Genomic DNA, 21,199 nt, shown 5'->3' on the forward strand with positions numbered 1-21,199 from the left:
TAAAATGAATATGTCCCCCAGGGCGGTTTCCGGCGCTATTTTATTCGATAAATGCAATCGTTTGCATAAGTATTCAAAAAAATAGCGGTGTCATCCGTCCGTTTTTCGATGTTGAAAATCTTTTCCGGCCTGCTGTTTTTTTACATGAAATTGTTTGAAATGAACCTGAATATTCTACCTAAATCCTGTTACTGCATAGATTAAGCCCGCAAGCTGATTTTGGTATTTATCACTCTTTCATAACCGTGGTGTCTGCGTTTCTGCCGTAAAAGTCACTTAAATAGCCTGAAATTCCTTGACGTTTATTCTCCAATCATGGTATTTTTTTGACATGCCCCGCATGGCGGGTAAATGAAGTTCTCCAGTAGCTTTTCCAGGGGCTTCCATAAAGCCGGAAAGGTGAAGGGACGGGCAAAAAACAGTCAGCCAGGTACCCGTTTCTGAAAACGTTTGCATACCCGGGGAACAAATTTCCCGGTATGAGGCATAAAATTTGCACCCGCCCTATGCAACAATATATTACATTGCAGTGTTAACGAACTTAAAATCAACTCACAATGGCAAAAGCAGTAAAAAAAGCAGCTACGGCAACTAAAAAAACGGCGGAAAAATCCAATTCAGGTTTTATGGCGCCCCTCACTCCCAGCCCTGCATTGGCAGCCGTGATAGGCGATAAACCCCTGGCAAGGACCGCCATTGTTAAAGCGATCTGGGATTACATCAAGGCGCATGGCCTGCAAGACCAGCAAAACAAACGCATGATCAACGCAGATGCCAAGCTGAAGCCTGTTTTCGGTAAAGACCAGATCTCCATGTTCGAACTGGCCAAACTGATCAACCAGCACGTGAAATAAGCGGATATTGTTACATCGCAGTTGAACAACATTTAATGCGGGCAGTACCCGCAGGAGGGCGTTTCGGCCCTTTCCTGCAGGGGCCCGCTGCCCGCCCGCTGCGGGTGGGTACACATCTGTTACAGGAGGCCGTCTCAAAAGTATTGAGCGGCCTCTTTTTATGCGGGTATCTGCCGGAAACAAGTAAACGTTCAGGCGATCTCTCCGGTTTTTATCCGGGTACCTCATGGAAACAGCTAAAGGTGATTCAGGCGATCTCTCCGGGTCTTCTTTTATTTTTGATGCCTCCTCCTTTGTGACCCGTCAGAAATATTTTTCCACGGTTAGCCCGTAGTTCATCAGCAGGTTTTCCCGGTTGGTGCGGTTCAGCTTATTGTACGTCATGGCGGCCGTAATGCTCAGCCAGGAGCGGAGCTTGACGGAAAGGGCGGTATTGCTCTTGATGATATAGTCACTGCCGAGAGACAGGGAGTTCTGTAAAAAATGCCGGCCTTCCAGCACCACAATATTTGCCACGGTGAATTTATACTGGAGGCGGAGGGAGTTCCGGAAGGTCTGGTACACGTCAGGCACCGTGTCATGCAGCACCAGGTCACTGTTCTCGAACAGGATGCCGTCACTGATATTGAGCTGGGCGTTGGGTTTGTTGAGCACATCGTACGCCAAGCCTGCCCCGCCCTGGAAGCGGTTGTTGATCTTGAGGGAATAACTCTTGTCGTAACTGGCCAGGCCCCAATAGTACAGGCGGCTGCTGTCCCGGTAGAGGTTAAGATCAAGCGCGGCGGAAAAATCGTTGTTGGTGAGGTCACTGTTTTGCTGGCCGTAGATATAGGCGGCATTGGCGTTCAAAGCAACTTTTCTTTTGCTTATTTTAAACCCGAGGGCATTGTTCAGGAGATAGGCCCGGCCGTTGTTGGTGTGGTTCATGGAGCCGGTAGACGCGTATTTCAGGTAATAATGGGTAGAGTCGCTGAACTGCGCAAACACCTGGCCGCAGCCCAGCAGCAGCGCCAGCAATAGAAGGTTTCTTTTTATCATCACGCCCTGCGCAGCCACAATTAACATGCCGGGGCGGCAAAAACTGCCGTTTTTGCACGCAGGGGAAAGCGGCTATTCATATGATATCCCGGCCCCGGCCCGTTGGCGGCCACGCTCAGGCAACTAACGCGCAACACCCGGGCAGCCGCCGCATGAACGGCGCGGTGTATTAACGCTATACGTGAAGCCGGCGCCGCGGCCTATTCCACGGCCAGCGACTCGTCCAGGCCGTTGTCCGCCACAAATTTGTCCCGCTTCTCCTTGTAGCTCACCAGCAGGCCGTCTACCTTGTCTGTTCCGCCCACAATGCTGTCATAAATATCACCGAGCGATTTTTCCAGCTCACTGTCACCCAGGTTGATATTGTCCGTTTCTATCTGCCCGATCTTTTTTACCAGGGAAGACTGGGTATTCTTCAGGTCTTCCAGCTCGCGGAGTATCTTGTCCATTAACAATGCCTTTTCTCGCTTGTCCATAAATAGCATTTTTAGGATGAGGAATACCCTGCGGGCACCAAATATGGTGCCACAGCAGTAGGGGAACAACCGTAACGGCGGGAAAAAAATTTCCTTTTCACTACTCCCCTGTGTAATTTCAATTGTCTCATAGATATGAAAAAATTGCGCAGCTTTTCCAAAACGTTCCAACTGTTATGCGTGCTGGTACCCTTCTGCCATACCAGCCTGAAAGCCCAGCAGGAGCTGGACGTGATACGCAACTGGATGCATTTCACCGATGCGCCCAACTCCCTCTACCGCCACCTCACCGGCGAGGCCTATCCCCTGCTGGCCCGGCGCCAGGCCGAAGTAGCGGCGCAGCACGGCCTTTCAGCCTGGCAGCAACGGCAACAGGGCATCCGTAACAACCTGGAGGAGATGCTGGGCCCTTTCCCGGAAAAAACGCCCCTGCGCCCCAAAGTGATGCGGGAGGTACGCAAGGCGGGCTACCGGGTGGAGCATGTGGTATTTGAGTCGCAGCCCTCCTTTTATGTTACCGCTTCGCTCTACATTCCCGCCGGCCTGAAAAACAAGGCCCCCGCTATTTTGTATTGCAGCGGGCATTCCAACACCGGCTACCGCTCCGCGGCGTACCAGCGGGTGATCCTGAACCTGGTGAAAAAAGGGTTCCTGGTGCTGGCATTTGACCCCATCGGGCAGGGAGAGCGGTTGCAATATGTGAACCGCGAAACGGGGAAATCCCGCTTCAAATGGCCCACCTGGGAACATTCCTATCCCGGCGCGCAGCTCTTCATCACCGGCAGCTCCATGGCGCGGTACATGATCTGGGACGGCATCAGGGCCATAGACTACCTGGTGAGCCGCCCGGAGGTAGACCCGCAGCGCATCGGCGTTACCGGCCGCTCCGGCGGCGGCACGCAGAGCGCCTACATTGCCGCGTTGGACAAACGCGTGAAGGCCGCGGCGCCGGAAAACTACGTAACCAGCTACACCCGGCTGCTGCAGTCCATCGGCCCGCAAGACGCAGAGCAGAACTTCCCGCAGGCCATTGCCCGCGGCTTTGACATCGGAGACCTGCTGCTGGCGCGCGCCCCGGCCCCTACGCTGATGATCACCACCAGCCGCGATATTTTTTCCATCCAGGGCTCCATGGAAACCGCGGAAGAAATAAAGGCCGCGTATACGGCCTATAACAAGCCAGGCAACTTCCGGATGGTGACAGACGATGCGGCCCACGCCTCCACCGAAAAGAACCGGGCGGCCATGTACGCCTTTTTCCAGCAGCACCTGGGCAACCCCGGCAACGGGAAAGACGAAGAGATCACACCGCTGACGGAGGCCGAGCTGCAGGTGACCACTACCGGGCAGGTGCTCACCTCCCTGCAGGGAGAGACCGTGTTCAGCCTCAACCTCCGGGAAGCGGACCGGCTCAACGGCCAGCTGCAAAAAAAGCGGCAGCAGCCCGCCTACCTGGCCGGGGCCGTACAACAGGCCCGGGAGCTGAGCGGTTACCGCGCGCCGGGTGTAGCAGAAAAGCCCGTATTCACCGGCCGGCTGCAAAAAGACGGCTATACCATAGAAAAAGCGTTCATCAAAGGAGAAGGGGATTACCCCGTTCCGTTCATCACCCTGCGGCCTGAAAGCGGCGGCAGCAAGGCCGTGATCTACCTGCACCCCGCCGGCAAGGCCGCAGACGCGGGCAAGGAGATGGAATGGCTGGTGAAGAACGGCTTCACCGTGCTGGCGCCAGACCTGTTAGGCACCGGGGAAACAGGCCCCGGCGCGTTCAAAGGCGATTCTTACATAGACAGCTGCACGTACAATACCTGGTTTGCCGCCATGCTCACCGGCCGCAGCATTGCCGGCATCCGCGCGGGAGACGTAGGGCGGCTGGCGCAGGTGCTGGCGCAGGACAGGCACGTAACGGAGATCTGCGCGCTGGCCAAAGAAGAAATGGCGCCCGTATTGCTGCACGCAGCCGCTTTTGATAAAAATATCACCAGGGTAGCCCTCGTAACGCCCGGCCTTTCATACCATTCCATTGCCACTACCCTGCAATACCCTCCGGAAGCCATACAGAGCACCGTTCCCCGCGCCCTGGGGGCGTATGACCTGCCAGACCTGGCCGCCAGCCTGGCCCCGCGCTACCTGCTCATCGCCAACAGCGCGGCGGGCGCCGGTGAGCTGGAACTGGTGAAACAGGCCTACCACGGCCAGCATGCGGACACGCGCCTGCAGGTAGTGCCCGAAGCCGCTACGGAACAGCTGCACGATGCGCTCAAAAAATGGCTCCAAACCCAATCGCTCACCATATTACCGGGCAGCTCCAGGTAGCCGCCTTTCATGTAAACCGCATATCATGCTCTTTGCCAATATCATTTCCCGTGTGCATACCAGCTTTTTCAAGACCCTGCTGCTTCCCTGCCTGCTGCTCCTTGCCGTGCAGGGCAGCGGGAAAGACTTCCTTATTACTACCTATGGCGCCAAACCCGGCGGCAAGGTGGTGAACACCGCCGCCATCAACAAAGCCATTGCCGCCTGCCATGCACAGGGCGGCGGGCGGGTGGTGGTGCCCGCCGGCATTTTCTGCACCGGCACGCTGCTGATGAAAAACAACGTGGAGCTGCACCTGGAAATGGGCACCACCCTGCTGGCCAGCACGGCCCTGCAGGACTTTCCGCAGCAGCCGCAGCCCGCTTACCGCTCCCAGAAAGACCCCGGCGGCTGGCGCGCCCTGATCTATGCCAACGAGGCCAGCAACATGGCCATTACCGGCCCCGGCACTATTGACGGCAACGGCGCGCAGCAAAAGCCCGACCCCGCCAACAAGCTAGGCGGCGACCTGGACGGCCGCCCGCGCAACATCCTGTTCATTTCCTGCAAAAACATACGGGTAGAACAGGTACACATGCGCAACGCCGGCATCTGGAACCAGCATTACCTGAACTGTGAAGATGTGGTGGTAGACCGCATACAGGTGTACAACCACGCCAACCGCAATAACGACGGCATAGACATTGACGGCTGCCGCCGCTTCATCCTGTCCAATTCCACCTTTGATACGGACGATGACGCGATTGTGCTCAAATGTACCGGCGCGGCCGCGGTAGAAGATGTGGTGATCAGCAACTGCATTGTGTCCAGCTTCTGCAACGCCATCAAAGCGGGCACAGAAAGCACGGGCGGTTTTCGCAACATCACCATTTCCAATTGCGTGATCAAGCCCGGCGTAAACGCCCGGCCGCCTATTTACGGCATGCGCGGCGGCATTGCCGCTCTTTCTCTTGAAATTGTGGACGGCGGCATCATGGAAGGCATTACCATCAGCAACATTGCCATTGAAGGCACGGCCTGCCCCCTGTACATCAGGCTGGGCAACCGCGCGCGGAAGCATACCCACAGCGCGCCGGTACCGCCTATGGGGCAGATGCGCAATATTGCCATCAGCAACATTACGGCATACGGCACCGGCAACTACAGTGCTTCCATTACCGCTATTCCCGGCCATTACGTGGAGAACGTTTCCATTTCGAACGTGCAGTTCTTCAACAAGGGCGGGCTGCAGGCCGGCGGGTACATAGCGGATGTAAAGGATGTGAAGGAAGATGAAAAAGGTTACCCGCAGCCTACCGTGTGGAAAGAACTGCCCTCTTCCGGCCTGTTCATCCGCCACGCCAGGAACGTGCAGGTCAACGGGCTGATGCTGGGTTCCGAAGCCGCGGACCCGCGCACCCCGGTGATTGCGGTAGATGTGGAAGACCTGCAGATCAGCAAGGTGGCGAAGATCAATAACAATACGGCCCGCACGTTCTTTTACGGTAAAAATGTGCGTAATATTTCCATTGAAGCGCCGCTGGGCTGGAAACAGGCGGTGCAGCAAACGGAGGAATAACGGGATAGCTCCCCTTTTTGCAGGTAACCGGGCCGCAGAAAAACGTGATCCTGAAATTGCCGCCGCCACGGTTTGCAAACCGGCAGGCGGCTTACGCCTTTGCCCGGTGAAAGCTGATCACCCGCCGCTGCACAAAACCCATGTGTTCATACAGCCTGATAGCACGCGCATTAGACAACGCCACATGCAGGAACGGGGTGATCCCTTTTTCCGCATGCATCCCGCAAAGCCGCGCGATCAGGCGCTGCGCGTAACCGCGGCCGGTGTGCTGCGGGTGGGTGCAGATGGCGCTCAGCTCGCTGAGGCCCGTCATCCGCATGCGTTCCCCGGCCATGGCCACCAGTTCCCCTTCCTGTTTGATACCAAAGTAAGTGCCCAGCAGGCGGGTATCTATGTTATAGTAGCCGGGTTGTACCAGGTTGATGAGCTGGTACATGGCTTCCGCGTCCGCAGGCCCCAGCAGTACTATGCCGCTGTCTTTCTCCTGCTGCGGCGGCTGTTGCAGCAGCATTTGGGCGCAAGGCAGTTCGTGCTCCACCACCCAATGCGGCGGCAGGGCGGATGGCAGGTTACCAATTATGTAAAAACTTTCCCCCTGGCCCATCCACGGCGCCAGCTCCATAATGCCTTCTTCCTCCGGATGGCGGCAGGCGGTAAAAGGTACCACGCCCGGCCGGTACCGTTTGGCGCAGGCAGTGCCCATGGCAAATTCAGCATGCTCCGTGGTCAGCGCGCTCCAGGCCGGGTTATCCAGTAAAAACTCGTTCATGCGGGCAAGTTAAGGTATAATTCCGGTTAGGGGGCGGCCCGTATCTTTGTAAAAAAAAACGCGCTTGCATGTCCAATCCCGCGCGTTCAGTTTGTTATGGAGGTATCACATCATTCAATAACACTTAAAACAATTGATCATGGATGAATTTATGCTGATCTTCAGGCACCAGGACGGCAGCAAGGTAGCCTCCCCCGAGCAGATACAGGTCTGGATGCAACAGACCATGGACTGGATAGGCGGCATTGCGGCGCAGCACAAATATGTGGAAGGCAATGGCCTGCTGTTTGACGATGCCCGCGTGGTACACCATAACAACGTAGTCACCAACGGCCCCTTCGGGGACATTAAAGAAACGCTCGGCGGCTACATTGTGGTAAAGGCGGCCTCCGCGGAAGAAGCGGTGGAGTTTGCCAAAGGCTGCCCCGCCTTGCAGGGCGAAGGCAATACCGTGGAAGTAAGGAAAATTGTGAGAGGGGACGGCGTACATTAAAAGATCACACCGCAGCCCCGCCGTAGCGGGGCTGCCATTATAGTATGAAACAGCAGGAGCTTATACCGCATCTTTTCCGGACGGAGTACAGCAAAATAACGGCCGTGCTGTGCCGTTATTTCGGGATGGAACAACTGGAGCTGGCGGAAGACATAGCCGGAGAAACCTTTCTGGCCGCGCTGGAAAGCTGGCCGTACCGCGGCATTCCCGAAAACCCGGCGGCATGGCTGTACACGGTGGCCAAAAACAAGGCCCGCAATCATTTTGCCCGCCGCCATACCTTCCGCGCCAGCATCTCCCCCGCCCTGCAGCAGGCCGCGCCCGCCATGGAAGGAACAGACATCGACCTCTCCGGCCAGCACATTGCGGACAGCCAGCTGCAAATGCTGTTTGCCATCTGCCACCCCGCCATTGCCCCGGAAGCGCAAATAGGGCTGGCATTGCGCATTCTCTGCGGTTTCGGCATAGATGAAATTGCGGACGCCCTGCTCACCACCAAAGAGAACATCAACAAAAGACTATACCGGGCGCGTGAAAAACTGCGGCAGGAAAAAGTGGCCATGGTATTTCCCGCGGCCGCGGAAGTACACCTGCGCCTCAATACGGTGCTGACCACGCTGTACCTGCTTTTCAACGAAGGCTATTACTCTGAAAGCAGCAACAGCGTACTGCGGGAAGACCTTTGCCAGGAGGCCATGCGCCTCTGCCTGCTGCTGACAGACAACCCCGCCACGGACCTGCCGCCTGTGAACGCCCTGCTGGCACTGATGTGCTTTCACGCTTCACGGTTCCCCGCCCGCAAAGACGCCAACGGGGAAATTGTGCTCTACCATGCGCAGGATACCACGCGCTGGGACCAGGAGATGGTGCGCCGGGGCGTGTACTACCTGCATAAAGCGGCCACCGGCAACCGCCTTTCAAGGTTCCACCTGGAGGCCGCCATCGCCTACCACCATACTATCAGGGAAGATACGGCGGAGAAGTGGGGCGCCATCCTGCAGCTCTACAACCAGCTGCTGGCGCTGCACTATTCTCCCGTTGCGGCGCTGAACAGAACGTTTGCACTGTCTAAAGTGAAAGGCAGGGCGGCCGCTATTGCCGAGGCAGAAAAACTGCAGCTCACCGGCAATCACTATTATTACACGCTGCTGGGAGCACTGTACCGCGGCATCAGCAACCACAAGGCGCAGGAGTGCCTGCGGGCGGCTTACCAACTGGCCAGAACGGAGGCGGACAGGAAGGTGATACGGGAGATGATGGCGGAGTTGTATCTTTAACATCCGGCCCGCAAACCCGCCGCTCCCGTATGAAAAACATCAGCAGCCACATCCTCAAAAAAATAAACGACCCGGAACTGGTGAATACCCTCGCCCGCCGCCTCGCCGCAACAGACCTCAACACCATTCTGCTGGACGTGTTTCACCAGCGCACCGCACAACTGAATGCCGGCGCGCTGTTGCGCGGCTATGCGCAGAACCGCCTGGTGCAACCCGCCGCGGTAGACGTGATCAGGCTGAAAGAGGAAGAACTGCAAACCTGCCGGCTGCTCCAAAAAGCGGGTTTTGAGCCGGTAGAGCTTTCGCCGGTGGCGCAACTGGGTACCAGCTCCGTAGTGGCCGCGGTAGACCAGAAAAAAGTGCTGACGGCGCTCAGGGGTACGGAAGTGCAGGCAGACCCCACCAATGCGCTGGCCCTGCATTACGCCCACCAGCGAAAAACGGGCGCACTGGCAAAGGGCATACACCGGTACTGCAACATCAGCAGGGTGCTGAGAACACAAGCGCTGCCAGACCCCGCCTATACGCCGCACTTTGCCGTATGTACCCTCACCACCATGGGGCGCGATGCCGGTAGCTTCACCTTTGAAAAAACGGCGCTGCTGGAGCACATTACAGCACAGAACACCATTTGCCGGCAGGTATATGGCAAGGCGCAGGTACGCGCCGAACTGATCCCCCAAAAGGGCTATTCCGCCACACACCCGCTCATAGCCGCCTGCATGGAACACCTGCAGGCCGCGGAGCCCGGCCTTGCCGTAACCGTGCGCCAGCAGCCCATCAACAAGAACTACTACACCGGTTTGCAGGTGAAAATAATTGTGGCCCTGGAGGAACGGGAATTTGAAATAGGTGACGGCGGGCTGGTGACCTGGACGCAACAACTGCTCAGTGATAAAAAAGAACGCATGTTCATCAGCGGGCTGGGGGCGCAGTTGCTGCATATCTTCACCGCGCCCCGGTAACATGGGCGGTGGGCAATTCCCGGTTGCCGCACATCTTCACCGCGCCCGGTAACTTAACATGGGCCGTTGGCAATAAATCCTTAGTTTTAGCGCTGTTTATTACCTATGTTCCACCGCCTCATCATCATCACGCTCTTTTCCGTTGCAGCACTACAGGCGGCAGCGCAACAAACAAAACCGCGCAGCAGGGTAAAGTACTTTGTTGACTCGGTGCCTGCCGCCACCGCCCCGCAAATATCACAGGAAGACCTTGCCTACTACGATGTTGTGGTCTACCCTGAAACCAGGAAGATCATCCGCTTCCCCGCGTATGACAGCCTTGTTTTCCTCTTCACCAAAGCCTGGGTAGACCGCCCGGCGGAGCTGAAGCAGATACCGGCCACAGGGCAGCTCACGCTCTTTGGCGATCAGTATTACTACAAAGGGCAACCCTACACCGGCAAGGTGATAGATTATTATTATGATGGCAAGGTCAGGCACCGCGGCGCTGTAAAAAAGGGAAAGCTGGAGGGCACGCATTTTTACTACAACCCGTCCGGCACGGCCATGCGGCGCACCTATACCAACAGAAGCAACGGCGTGGTGCTGGTCACAGAAACAGACAGTGAAGGCAGGCTCACCAGGCGCGAAGAGCGCTACCGCAACAGGCCGGAACAAACGGAAACCTATTACGCCAACGGCCGGGTCAAAAGCCAGTACTCCGTTACAGACAAACGCACGCTGTCCGTATCCTATTATTCTTCCGGGCTGCTAAGAGATTCTGTGGTAACGTACCGGGGAAAAAACAAAAAGGTGTACCGCCCGCCGCACATCCAGCAATACTATCAACTGGTAGATAACCGCGAGTACGCCAAAGCGCGGGAGCGTTACCCCGGCCACCCCGGCCCGTACCCTTACCTGGCGCAGGCGGCGGCAGACAGCCTGCAATTTGACAAAGCCGCGCGGTATATGGATACCTGCCTGCTGCTGGAGCCTTACGAATCGCATCTCTACCTGCAACGGGCCTATATCCGCCTTGCAAAATACGCCTATGCGGCCACGCAGGAAAAACGGATGAGCGAAGAGGCGCTGACCCGATACCTCAATACCAATCCCCCGCTCAATATTCCCACGGCGGAAAAACAGCAGATCATCAGTGACCTGAAAAAATGCGAGGCGCTGGACAAGTGGGGCTTCGGGTACTTTCCCGTATTTGCGGATATCAGGAACTGGCAGTTCCTGCGTTTGCCATAGCGGCCGCGCTATTGCTGCTTCCTGATCTCCTTCAGCATCAGATAAAACGATGGCTTCGGCATATCCCCGTGCCCGTACCCGTCCATCTCATAGAGGTGCGTATGCTGATGCCCCACCAGCTGCATCATCCTGGCCAGGTAGGCATTTTCTTCATACCGCCCCAGCATTTCCATATCCCGGTTGCCGGTGTAGAGGTACAGCGGGGGCGCGTCTGCCCGCACGTGGTAGAGCGGCGCAAAGGCGTCTATGGTGGGCTGTTTTTCAGGAATGCCTTTTTCTTTCCGTACGGTAAAGTGGGTAATGGCCTGCGTGCTGAAAGGGAACAGCGCGGCAATGCGGTTGGCGTCAATATTATACTTGGCCAGCCATTGTTTGTCCAGCCCTATCATGGCCGTCAGGTAACCGCCGGCGGAATGCCCCGCCACATAGATGCGCGCCGTGTCCCCGCCAAACTCCGCCGCATGCTGAAAGGCCCAGGCCACGGCGGCCGCCGCATCTTCAATATATGCCGGGCATTTCACTTTGGGGCTAAGGCGGTAGTTGGCCGCCATCACGATCACACGTTGTTTTTTCAGCTCTTCCGGTATGCTCTTGTTACCCCCGGTAATGCCGCCGCCATGGAACCACACAATGACCGGCAGACCCTGTGCCTTCTCGGGATAGTATACGTCCAGCACGCAGCGCTCTTTCATATAGTCCGTTTGCTGGCCAACACGGTAGGCTACGTTCTTTTGCTCTTTGTATACAGCGTCCTGCGCCAGTGCGGGCAGCGCCAGGCACAGCAGGAAAAGGAATGCAAGGTGTTTCATGGGCGCACGTTTGATTGATTGACAAAGAAAACAAAAAATACCGCTTTTCTTGCTTTTGGCTATTTTTTAATATATTTTAACTAGCCGTTTTCAGGCCCGGCTACCGGCCTGTTATTTTTATAACGTCTACACAATTTTAAAAATGTCCACGTTCACCGGAAACATCAGACACCTTGCCGTGTTTTCATTACCCGTTGCAGCCGCATTGCTGCACGGCTGCGGGCCGCAACAGGCCGCAGACCTCCGCATCAGGGAAATGGATTCCGCCTTTACGGCCCGCTTTGCAGACTCTGTTGGCAAAGCCATGAAACCCACCATCGCAGACAACCTCACGCTACAGTTGTGGGGCATTGACTCGCTGGTGATCTCCCCCATTGCCCTCGACGTTGATGACCACGGCCAGGTGTATTTTACCACTACCAGCCGCCAGAAGAACTCCGAGTTTGACATCCGCGGCCACCGCGACTGGGAGATACCTTCCATCAGCCTGCAAACCGTAGAAGAACGGCGCGCTTTCCTGCACCAGGAGCTCTCTCCCGAAAACAGCCACCGCAACAAATGGCTCAAAGACCTGAACGGGGACAGCTCTCACGACTGGCGGGACCTCACCATTGAAAAAGAGCATGTATACCGCCTGCAAGACCTGAATGGCGATGGCGTGGCAGACCGCTCGCAACTGGTGGTAGATGATTTTAACGATGAGGTGACAGACGTGGCCGGCGGCGTGCTGGCCAATGGAGACGACCTGTATGTGGCCGTAGCGCCTGACCTCTGGAAAATACGGGACAAGAACAAAGACGGCATAGCCGATGAAAAGATCTCCCTCTCCCACGGCTACGGCATACACATCGGCTTCAGCGGCCACGGTATGAGCGGCGTTGAGATGGGGCCTGACGGCCGCATTTACTGGCAGATCGGGGACATTGGCTTTAACGGCCAGGGGCCGGACGGGCAAAAATGGGAACACCCCAACAGCGGCGTAATTGCCCGCTGCAACCCGGATGGCAGCGACTTTGAGATATTTGCCCACGGCACCCGCAATACGCACAAATTTGTATTTGACGAATACGCCAACCTCATCAGTGAAGATAACGACGGGGACCACCCCGGCGAAAAGGAACGGCTGGTATACATCGTAAACGGTTCAGACGCCGGCTGGCGCAGCAACTGGCAATACGGCAAGTACCGTGACCCGAACAACAATACCTACAAGGTATGGATGGACGAAAAGATGTACCTGCCCCGCTTTGAAGGCCAGGCGGCATACATCACGCCCTGCATCAGCAACTTTGTAAGCGGCCCCGCCGGCATGGCTTACAACCCCGGCACCGCCCTCGGCCCTGAATACAAGAACACGTTCTTTATTGCTGAATTTGTAGGCAACCCTTCCAGCTCCGGCATTCACAGTTTTAAGCTGAACCCTAAAGGCGCCACCTTTGAACTGGGCGAGCACAAAAAAATACTGGGCGGCGTATTGCCCACCGGGCTTGACTTTGGGCCAGACGGCGCGCTGTACCTGGCAGACTGGATAGACGGCTGGGATACGCATGACTATGGCCGCATCTGGAAGCTGGATTACAAAGACGCCGCGTCTATCACCATCCGTAAGGAAGTAAAGGAACTGCTGGCCGCCAGTTTTGCAGACCGTAAAGAAAATGAGCTGGGCGAGCTGCTGCATCACGCAGACATGCGGGTGCGCCAGAAAGCACAGTTTGAACTGGTGAAAAGGAAAAACAAGGGCGCGGCAATTTTCCAGGCCGCCCTGCAGCAGAAAGATCACCAACTGGCACGGGTACACGCCATCTGGGGTACCAGCCAGCTGGCCCGGCAGGATAAACAATATGCCGCTCCCCTGCTGCCGCTGCTGCAAGACCAGGACGCAGAGATACGCGCGCAGGCCGCCAAATGGCTGGGAGACATCCGCTACGCCGAAGCCGGCGCCGCCCTGGTGCCGCTGTTGAAAGATACGTTCAGCCGCGCCCGGTTCTTTGCCGCGGAAGCGCTGGGCAGAATAAAATATGCGTCCGCGGTACAACCCCTGATCGCCATGCTGGAAGCCAATAATGACGAAGATGCTTACCTGCGGCATGCGGGCTGCCTGGCACTGGCCCGCATAGGCCAGCCGGAACCGCTGGTGGCGCTGGCCGCCAGCCCTTCCCGCGCGTTGAGGATTGCCGCCGTGGTAGCCCTGCGCCGCATGGCAAACCCCGGCATTGCCGTATTCCTCAAAGACCAGGATGAGTTTGTGGTAACAGAAACCGCCCGTGCTATTAATGACGATCTGTCTATTCCCGCCGCGCTGCCTGCCCTGGCCGCGTTGCTGCATAGCACCAGCTTCGCCAATGAAGCGCTGCTGCGCCGCGTGATCAACGCCAACCTGCGGGTGGGTACAGACAGCGCCTTGCACAGCCTGGTGGCTTACTCGCTGAAAGAAGGCGCGCCCGCCGCCATGAGGGCGGAAGCGGTAGATGTGATCAGCGTATGGCCCAAACCCTCTGTGCTGGACCGGGTAGACGGGCGCCTCCGCGGCCCGGTAGAGAGGAACGCCGCCACTACTACCGCCGCGGCCACTACCGCCCTGGTCACTTTACTGAAAAATAAAGAACTGCCCGTCAGGCTCAGCGCCGCCAAAGCCATCAACAAGCTGCACATCCAGCCAGCCGCGCCGGCGCTGCTGGCCGCTGTAACGGGAGATGCGGAACCGGCCATGCGGGTAGAAGCCCTCAAAGCCATGGTAGCCGTGCAAGGCGAGCAAATGGAACAGGCCATTAAACATGCCTTGTCAGACAAGGAGAAGAAAGTACGGGTAGCCGGGCTGGACCTGCTGGAGAAAATGGACATTCCCAAAAACACCATGGTGAGCCTGCTTACAGACGTGATCAATACCAAAACCATGGAAGAGCAGCAAGCCGCCGTGCTCACCCTGGGCCGCCTGCCGCTGGCAAATACCCGCCCCGCCATTACCACCCTGCTGGATAAAATGGCGGCCGGCAAACTGGGCGCGGGCATTTACCTGGAGCTGGGTGAAGCCATTGACAGCACCGGCGCCGCAGACCTGAAAGAACGCTACGCCTCCATTAACCGCGGGCTAAGCCCCGATGAACTGCTGGCATCTTACGCCAGCAGCCTGCAGGGCGGCGATCCGCAGCGGGGGCGCCAGATCTTCTACCGCAACCAGAACGCGCAGTGCATGAAATGCCATGCGTATGATGACAGGGGCGGTAACGCCGGCCCGCGCCTCAACGGCGTTGCCGGCCGCCTCTCCCGCGAGCAGCTGCTGGAAGCCCTCATAGACCCCGGCAAACGCCTGGCCCCCGGCTTTGGCATGGTCACCCTGGAGCTGAAAGACGGTAAAAAACTGACCGGCGTACTGCAGGGAGAGAACAAGACCGGCATCAAAATAAAAGAAGGGCTGGAACCGGAGAGAACAATTGCCGCGGCGGATATTGTGAAGAAAACCCTCGCCCCGTCCAGCATGCCGGACATGAAGGCCATCCTGTCCAAAAAAGAGATACGGGACGTGGTGAGCTTTCTTTCGGAAGCCAAAGAAGATAATTAAACGCCGCACGGGCAGGTGCCCGGGCGTATACCGCAGATGCTTTCACCAACGGCGCGCGGTGCCCGCACAACAAGCACGCCCGGGCGCATACCGTAGATGCTTTCACCAACGGTCGCGCAGGTGCCCGCACAACAAGCACGCACGGGCGCATACCGTAGATGCTTTCACCAACGGCCGCGCAGGTGCCCGCACAACAAGCATGCATGCAAAAGTGATAAAACAGCCGGGGCGGCCTCCAACAAAGGCCTGCCCCGGTTGTTTTATTTTTTCCCCTCCCGGTTATTTTAATTTTGTACTTTATCCCCGTAAAACAACCAGGACCAGGATCTGAACACGTTATATTATCGTTAATTCAAGGCACCGGCATGAGCTTTATTTTCCGCGTATTACAGCCAGCAGGCGGCTTTTGCGGCTACCGGCGCCTGCAGGCCTGCCCGCAGGCGCATACCGTTGGAACAGCCCTTTCTTAACGACCATATTTATATTTGCAACCTAAATCAAAGTGATGTCTGCTCATAAAATACATATGGAGCCCGGTCTGTTAAAAGCCGTTTCCGAAGGGGACGAGAAGGCTTTCAGCGAGATCTTCCATCTGTACCGCAATAAGATCTATGCCATCGCCTTCAAGGTAACCGGCTCCGAAGCCCTGGCCGAAGAAGTGCTGCTGGACGTGTTCCTGAAGGTATGGCTGAAGCGGGAGCAGTTGCCGCAGATCACGCATTTTACCGCATGGCTGTTTACCATTACCCGCAACCACGTTTTTAACCTGCTGAAACAAACCGCCCTGCAAATGACCTCCGCGCCGCTGATGGAGCAGGAAGAATACCTGCTGCCGCATGCGGACAACCCCGGCGCCATTCTGCAGGAAAAAGAGTACCGCCGCGTATTGCAGCAGGCCGTACACCAGTTGCCGCCCCAGCAAAAAAAAGTATACCACCTTATTAAAGAGCACGGCCTCAAGCGGGAAGAAGCGGCCGTAGAGCTGAACCTTTCCCCTGAAACGGTGAAACGGCACCTTTCAGACGCCATGCAGTTCATCCGGGTATACTGCCTCTCCCACCTGGGCATGTATGGCGCGCTGGCCATTATTAAGGAATTGTTATGAGCGCCATTTATTTTCCTGTTCACTGACCCATCCCTCTTTTTTTATTGTCTCCTTTTATAGAACGCATATCTATGTCCAGACTCGACGAGTTATTTTCCCGGTTTATCAGCGGCTCCTGCACACAGCAGGAAAAACGGGAGCTTTTTGCCCTCATTGCCCGGCCGGAAAACGATGCGGCCCTGCAGCAGTTGCTGGACGGGCTGATAGCCGGTATGGACGAAGAGAAGGAAGTAGATGCCGCGCGCGCACGGGAAATACTGTCCGTTATCCTGAAAGCCGGTACGGGAAAAAGCCGGCGCAGCAAGGTGTTCAGCCTGCTTGGCCGCGTAGCGGCCGCCGCCGCCGTACTGGCGCTGGTAGCAGCGGGCATCCGGTACTTTCAGCAGCGGCCGGCCGCCGTGCAACCTGCCGGGAACATAGTGGCGCAAGACATTCCCGCGGCCGTGAGCGGCGCAGTGCTCACGCTGGGAGACGGCAGCAAGATATCGCTGGACAGCCTGGGCCAGGGCCTCATAGCCAACCAGGCCGGTACAAAGGTATTGCTGGGCAACGGCTCCGTATCCTACAACAGCAGCCAGTCTGCCGCCGTTACCTTCAATACGCTCAACACGCCGCGCGGCCGCGTGTTCCACATCACCCTGCCAGACGGCTCCGGCGTATGGCTCAATGCGGCCAGCACCCTGCGCTACCCCACCAGCTTCAGCGGGGCAGACAGAACGGTGGAACTGAGCGGCGAAGCCTACTTCAACATCAGCCCGCAAGCCGGCAAACCGTTCAAAGTAAAAGCCGCCGGGCAGGAAGTAGTAGTGCTGGGCACCGGCTTCAACGTAAGCGCCTACAGCAACGATGCGCAAATGACCACCACCCTGCTGCACGGCAAGGTAGCCGTGAACAGCAAAGTATTGCGGCCCGGTGAGCAGGCCCGTATTGCGGAAGGCGGCGCCCTGCAGATCAGCCGCGCGGATACCAGCCAGGTAATGGCCTGGAAAAACGGCATGTTCAATTTTGAGAATGCCGGCATCCATGAGGTAATGAAACAACTGGAACGCTGGTACGATATAGATGTAACATATGAGAACGGTATACCCGCCATGCAGTTTGGCGGAAAAATAGAACGCAGCCTCAGCCTCATGAACATTACCCGGATACTGGAAATATCCAATGTACACTGCAGGCTGGAAGGAAGAAAACTGATCGTCACACAATAATTCATTCAACAGGAAAGGCCCGCAGCCGTAACCAGTGGTTAGGGACGGGATGCCTATGTATTTAAAATTCGTAAAACGAACATGTTGCCAATCAACTACCGCACAACAGGAACAATGCCGGCCCTGGCCGGGCGCCCGCCCGCTCCGCCGGTTCTCAGCAAACAAAAATTGCTGGTCATGAAACTGATCGCCATGCTGGTCACAGTGCTTTGCCTGCAGGTGCAGGGAAGGGCCGGGGCCCAGACCGTTACCCTCAGCGGCAAAGACCTTTCTTTCCCGGAGATCTTTTCCCGGCTGGAAAAACAAACGGGGTACGTGGTGTTCTACAACCAGGCGCTGTTGGGCAAAACAACGCCCGTAACCGTAGACGCCCGCAACATGCCGCTGGAAACCTTTCTCAACACCGTAATGGCCGGCCAGCCCATTGATTACGAGATCAGCAGCAAAACCATCACCATCAAGGAACGCGCGCAAACGGCCAACGCGCCCGCAACGCCAACGCATCCCGTGGCAGACCCGCCCATTAAAGGCGCCGTAACGGATGAAGCGGGCAATCCCCTGCCCGGCGCCACCGTGTCTGTTGCCGGCACCAGCCGCGGCGTGCAAACCAATGAAAAAGGCGAGTTCAGCATTACCGCCGGCCAGCAGGACGTGATCTATATTTCCTATGTAGGTTTTGACCGGCAGGCATTGCCCGTGAAAAACATCAAACTGCCGCTGGTGATCAGGCTGCAGCCTTCCAATAAAAGCATCAACGAAGTAGTGGTGATCGGCTACGGCAGCGTTACCAAAAAAGACCTGACCGGCGCCGTGTCTACCGTAAAGGTATCAGACCTGGCAGATGTACCCGTTAGCCGCGTAGACCAGATGCTGCAGGGCCGCATTGCCGGCGCGGAGTTTGTTTCTACAGACGGCGAGCCCGGCGCCGGTACCTCCGTGCGCATCAGGGGCACCCGTTCCATTACCGCCAGCAACGAGCCGCTGTACATTGTAGACGGGCTGATGGACGCCATCACCAACCTGAACGAACTCAACCCGTCAGACATTGCCAGCATCAGCGTGCTGAAAGACGCCTCTTCCACCGCTATTTACGGCTCCCGCGGCAGCAACGGCGTGATCATCATCACCACCAAAACCGGCGGCAGCAAAACCGGCAAAACCAATTTTACCCTGCGTAACGATGTGGGGTTTTCCGAACTGCCCCGCTACCTGGACCTGATGAGCGCCACGGAATTTGCGCAGCTGCAGAACGACCGTTATTATTTTGCCAGCACGGCCAACCAGACCAAACCGCTGGAAGAATATCCTTACCCTGACCCGCTGGCGTTGGGCGAAGGCACCAACTGGACCAAAGAGATCACCCGCCGCGCGCCGTACCACAACCTGACGTTCTCCGCTTCCGGCGGGGACAAGGCCACGCAATATTATTTCTCCGCCAACTACAATAACAACCAGGGCATCATCCTCAACAGCGGCATGAAACGCTACCAGGTGCGCCTCAACCTGGACCGTACCATCAGCCAGTACGTAAAGGCCGGCGTGCGGTTCAACTACTCCAATGTAGACCGGGCGCTGAACAATGCGGACGTGGGCACGCAAACGCTCTGGTACCGCTCTACCATCTTCCTGGCGCCTACCATACCGGCCTATAAGGCGGATGGCAGCCTGAACGACTGGAACTCCCAGTGGTACAGCGGCACCCTGTTCGATTCACCGCTGGCCAACGCCCTGCTCAAACAAAACAACCGCCTGGAGAAAAGCCTCAGCTCCATGGCCTACATAGAGATCAAGCCCGTGAAGAACGTGCTGATACGCTCCACCGTGTCTTACTCAGACCTGGTGAGGAACAACGACCAGTACTTTCCCTCCACGCTGCCCACCCGCATCAACGCCAATTCAGGCGGGTATGCCTACAAGAGCAGCTATTCAGAGAACAACCTGCTGAACGAGAACACTATCACCTATAAAAGAACGTTTAACAAACACCACTTCTTTGACGCCATGTACGGCTTCACCGTACAACGCAGAAAGTACAACAACATGACCGCCAGCGGGCAGGGGTATTTTGTGGACGATATCGAGAACAACGACCTGGGCGCCCTGCCGTCAAAAGAAACCATCAGCCTTGGTTCTTCCCTGGAGACCCTGGGCAGAATGAGCCACCTGGCCCGCCTGAACTACAACTACCGCGGCCGGTACTATTTTACGGCCACCATGCGGCGTGACGGGGCCTCCAACTTTTCCCGGGACAACAAGTGGGCCTTCTTCCCCTCCGCCGCCTTCAAATGGAACGTGAGCAACGAGCAGTTCATGAAACGTTTCTCCAAACTGAGCGAACTGTCTTTTCGCCTGAGCGGCGGCACCTCCGGCAACGATGCCATTTCCCGCTACCAGTCCCTTTCCCGCCTGTCTTCCACCACCGGCGGCTACATCTTCAGCGGCGGGCAGCCCGTGGCCTACTACCCTTCCCGTATTTCCAACGAAGGGCTTACCTGGGAAAAGACCACCACTTACAATGCCGGCATAGACCTGTCTTTTTTCAACAAGCGGCTGGACATTGTGATAGACGCCTACCGCAGCACCACGTCTGACCTGCTGCTCACCGTGCAGCTGCCCACGCACGTAGGTTACGGCTCCCGCCTGGCCAACATCGGCAAAACCTCCAACCGCGGCATAGAGCTGACCGTAAACCACGAGAACATCCGCCGCAAACACTTCAGCTGGTCTACCACCGTTACCGCGGCGCATAACACGCAGCGCGTGGAAGACATTGGCGGGCTGGACAGGGTGTCTGTATACGACAATCCCTACGGCGCGCAATACATGATGTACGGCTATGTGAAAGGCAGGCCGCTCAACGCCGTGTGGGGCATGCAATACGCCGGTGTATGGAAAAACACGGAAGAGATCGAGAAGAACAAGACCACGAAAGAATACGCCTCTTCCGCCGTGAGCTACTACTCTCCCGGCCGCCAGCGGTATATAGACCAGAACAAGGACGGCGTGCTGGACAATAACGACCTCATCTACCTCGGCAATGCAGACCCCTACGTATACGGCGGCATCCAGAACACTTTCAACATCAGGAAGCTGAGCCTGTCCGTTTACCTGAACTATTCCCTCGGCGGTAAAATATACAACCCTACCGAACTGTTCATGGGCACCGGCACCTACCTGAGCAACCAGTACCGGTACATGGTGAACGCATGGCACCCCGTGCGCAACCCTCACTCCAACTACCCGCGCGCAGATTCGAAAGACGACATCCCGAACGACCGTTTCCTGTACAACGCCAGCTTCCTCCGCCTCAAGAACGTATCCGTAGGCTACCCGCTGAACCTGGCGCGCGTTACCGGCGGCAAGCTGCAATCACTCTACCTGGCCCTCACCGGCAACAACCTGGTGCTCTGGAAATATTACAACGGGTATGACCCCGAGGTGTCTACCCAAAGCGGCGGCTCCACCATCCGCAGAATGGACAATGGCGCTTACCCTACCAGCAGAACGCTCACCTTTAGCGCAGAACTGAAATTCTAAAA

Annotated in this window: 16 protein-coding genes; 11 read left to right on the forward strand and 5 right to left on the reverse strand. The window is 56.9% G+C overall.

Features of this window, described 5'->3' with window-relative positions:
* Window positions 1–276 precede the first annotated feature (276 nt).
* Entirely contained in the window at window positions 277–456 is a 180-nt protein-coding gene (locus D3A97_RS21495) for a hypothetical protein (RefSeq protein ID WP_119080598.1), read from the reverse strand.
* Window positions 457–557: 101 nt separating this feature from the next.
* On the opposite strand from D3A97_RS21495, the gene D3A97_RS21500 reads away from it, so the two are divergent.
* Window positions 558–854: an SWIB/MDM2 domain-containing protein gene (locus tag D3A97_RS21500; protein WP_119080599.1), complete on the forward strand. Its 297-nt coding sequence runs from the start codon at window positions 558–560 to the stop codon at window positions 852–854.
* A 303-nt stretch (window positions 855–1,157) separates the two neighbouring features.
* Here D3A97_RS21500 and D3A97_RS21505 read toward each other — a convergent pair whose 3' ends face one another.
* Together D3A97_RS21505 and D3A97_RS21510 are read right to left on the reverse strand one after the other, a co-directional pair.
* Window positions 1,158–1,892, reverse strand: a complete 735-nt coding sequence (locus D3A97_RS21505; protein ID WP_119080723.1) for a DUF481 domain-containing protein — start codon at window positions 1,890–1,892, stop codon at window positions 1,158–1,160.
* 200 nt (window positions 1,893–2,092) lie between these two features.
* The gene (locus D3A97_RS21510) at window positions 2,093–2,368 is read right to left on the reverse strand and encodes a hypothetical protein (RefSeq protein WP_119080724.1); all 276 of its coding nucleotides are present in this window, start codon (window positions 2,366–2,368) and stop codon (window positions 2,093–2,095) included.
* A gap of 135 nt (window positions 2,369–2,503) precedes the next feature.
* Between D3A97_RS21510 and D3A97_RS21515 the strand changes: the two genes are divergently transcribed.
* Both D3A97_RS21515 and D3A97_RS21520 read left to right on the forward strand, forming a co-directional pair.
* Complete coding sequence (locus tag D3A97_RS21515; protein ID WP_119080600.1) at window positions 2,504–4,684, forward strand: alpha/beta hydrolase; 2,181 nt, start codon at window positions 2,504–2,506, stop codon at window positions 4,682–4,684.
* Between the two features lie 25 nt (window positions 4,685–4,709).
* Window positions 4,710–6,242 carry a glycoside hydrolase family 28 protein gene (locus D3A97_RS21520; protein ID WP_119080601.1) on the forward strand — a complete coding sequence of 511 codons (1,533 nt, stop codon included), beginning with the start codon at window positions 4,710–4,712 and terminating at the stop codon, window positions 6,240–6,242.
* A 91-nt stretch (window positions 6,243–6,333) separates the two neighbouring features.
* On the opposite strand, the gene D3A97_RS21525 is transcribed toward D3A97_RS21520, so the two are convergent.
* Window positions 6,334–7,011 carry a GNAT family N-acetyltransferase gene (locus D3A97_RS21525; RefSeq protein ID WP_119080602.1) on the reverse strand — a complete coding sequence of 226 codons (678 nt, stop codon included), beginning with the start codon at window positions 7,009–7,011 and terminating at the stop codon, window positions 6,334–6,336.
* 139 nt (window positions 7,012–7,150) lie between these two features.
* Here D3A97_RS21525 and D3A97_RS21530 point away from each other — a divergent pair, with 139 nt between their 5' ends.
* The 4 genes from D3A97_RS21530 (at window position 7,151) to D3A97_RS21545 (ending at window position 10,979) form a co-directional block, all read left to right on the forward strand.
* Window positions 7,151–7,504 carry a YciI family protein gene (locus D3A97_RS21530; protein WP_119080603.1) on the forward strand — a complete coding sequence of 118 codons (354 nt, stop codon included), beginning with the start codon at window positions 7,151–7,153 and terminating at the stop codon, window positions 7,502–7,504.
* 44 nt (window positions 7,505–7,548) lie between these two features.
* Complete coding sequence (locus D3A97_RS21535) at window positions 7,549–8,781, forward strand: RNA polymerase sigma factor (protein ID WP_119080604.1); 1,233 nt, start codon at window positions 7,549–7,551, stop codon at window positions 8,779–8,781.
* A gap of 29 nt (window positions 8,782–8,810) precedes the next feature.
* Window positions 8,811–9,746, forward strand: a complete 936-nt coding sequence (locus tag D3A97_RS21540) for a hypothetical protein (RefSeq protein WP_119080605.1) — start codon at window positions 8,811–8,813, stop codon at window positions 9,744–9,746.
* 105 nt (window positions 9,747–9,851) lie between these two features.
* Window positions 9,852–10,979 carry a toxin-antitoxin system YwqK family antitoxin gene (locus D3A97_RS21545; protein WP_119080606.1) on the forward strand — a complete coding sequence of 376 codons (1,128 nt, stop codon included), beginning with the start codon at window positions 9,852–9,854 and terminating at the stop codon, window positions 10,977–10,979.
* An 8-nt stretch (window positions 10,980–10,987) separates the two neighbouring features.
* On the opposite strand, the gene D3A97_RS21550 is transcribed toward D3A97_RS21545, so the two are convergent.
* Window positions 10,988–11,788, reverse strand: coding sequence for an alpha/beta hydrolase (locus D3A97_RS21550; protein WP_119080607.1), 801 nt, complete (start codon window positions 11,786–11,788; stop codon window positions 10,988–10,990).
* Between the two features lie 142 nt (window positions 11,789–11,930).
* On the opposite strand from D3A97_RS21550, the gene D3A97_RS21555 reads away from it, so the two are divergent.
* The 4 genes from D3A97_RS21555 to D3A97_RS21570 all read left to right on the forward strand — a co-directional run bounded on the left by D3A97_RS21555 (window position 11,931) and on the right by D3A97_RS21570 (window position 21,197).
* Window positions 11,931–15,347 carry a DUF7133 domain-containing protein gene (locus D3A97_RS21555; RefSeq protein WP_119080608.1) on the forward strand — a complete coding sequence of 1,139 codons (3,417 nt, stop codon included), beginning with the start codon at window positions 11,931–11,933 and terminating at the stop codon, window positions 15,345–15,347.
* A gap of 505 nt (window positions 15,348–15,852) precedes the next feature.
* A complete protein-coding gene (locus D3A97_RS21560) occupies window positions 15,853–16,452 on the forward strand; it encodes an RNA polymerase sigma factor (RefSeq protein WP_119080609.1) in 600 nt (199 codons plus the stop codon).
* A gap of 71 nt (window positions 16,453–16,523) precedes the next feature.
* Entirely contained in the window at window positions 16,524–17,660 is a 1,137-nt protein-coding gene (locus D3A97_RS21565; protein WP_119080610.1) for a FecR family protein, read from the forward strand.
* Between the two features lie 177 nt (window positions 17,661–17,837).
* On the forward strand, window positions 17,838–21,197 hold the full coding sequence (locus D3A97_RS21570; RefSeq protein WP_119080725.1) for a TonB-dependent receptor: 3,360 nt from the start codon (window positions 17,838–17,840) through the stop codon (window positions 21,195–21,197).
* The last annotated feature ends 2 nt before the right edge of the window (window positions 21,198–21,199 follow it).

Origin of the sequence: Chitinophaga alhagiae (genome assembly GCF_003568665.1) — a bacterium.
Classification (GTDB): Bacteria; Bacteroidota; Bacteroidia; order Chitinophagales; family Chitinophagaceae; genus Chitinophaga; species Chitinophaga alhagiae.

Coding starts and splice junctions, on each gene's coding strand:
- D3A97_RS21495 (WP_119080598.1), bottom strand. CDS start 456: ATGCAAACGTTTTCAGAAACGGGTACCTGGCTGACTGTTTTTTGCCCG.
- D3A97_RS21500 (WP_119080599.1), top strand. CDS start 558: ATGGCAAAAGCAGTAAAAAAAGCAGCTACGGCAACTAAAAAAACGGCG.
- D3A97_RS21505 (WP_119080723.1), bottom strand. CDS start 1,892: ATGATAAAAAGAAACCTTCTATTGCTGGCGCTGCTGCTGGGCTGCGGC.
- D3A97_RS21510 (WP_119080724.1), bottom strand. CDS start 2,368: ATGGACAAGCGAGAAAAGGCATTGTTAATGGACAAGATACTCCGCGAG.
- D3A97_RS21515 (WP_119080600.1), top strand. CDS start 2,504: ATGAAAAAATTGCGCAGCTTTTCCAAAACGTTCCAACTGTTATGCGTG.
- D3A97_RS21520 (WP_119080601.1), top strand. CDS start 4,710: ATGCTCTTTGCCAATATCATTTCCCGTGTGCATACCAGCTTTTTCAAG.
- D3A97_RS21525 (WP_119080602.1), bottom strand. CDS start 7,011: ATGAACGAGTTTTTACTGGATAACCCGGCCTGGAGCGCGCTGACCACG.
- D3A97_RS21530 (WP_119080603.1), top strand. CDS start 7,151: ATGGATGAATTTATGCTGATCTTCAGGCACCAGGACGGCAGCAAGGTA.
- D3A97_RS21535 (WP_119080604.1), top strand. CDS start 7,549: ATGAAACAGCAGGAGCTTATACCGCATCTTTTCCGGACGGAGTACAGC.
- D3A97_RS21540 (WP_119080605.1), top strand. CDS start 8,811: ATGAAAAACATCAGCAGCCACATCCTCAAAAAAATAAACGACCCGGAA.
- D3A97_RS21545 (WP_119080606.1), top strand. CDS start 9,852: ATGTTCCACCGCCTCATCATCATCACGCTCTTTTCCGTTGCAGCACTA.
- D3A97_RS21550 (WP_119080607.1), bottom strand. CDS start 11,788: ATGAAACACCTTGCATTCCTTTTCCTGCTGTGCCTGGCGCTGCCCGCA.
- D3A97_RS21555 (WP_119080608.1), top strand. CDS start 11,931: ATGTCCACGTTCACCGGAAACATCAGACACCTTGCCGTGTTTTCATTA.
- D3A97_RS21560 (WP_119080609.1), top strand. CDS start 15,853: ATGTCTGCTCATAAAATACATATGGAGCCCGGTCTGTTAAAAGCCGTT.
- D3A97_RS21565 (WP_119080610.1), top strand. CDS start 16,524: ATGTCCAGACTCGACGAGTTATTTTCCCGGTTTATCAGCGGCTCCTGC.
- D3A97_RS21570 (WP_119080725.1), top strand. CDS start 17,838: ATGAAACTGATCGCCATGCTGGTCACAGTGCTTTGCCTGCAGGTGCAG.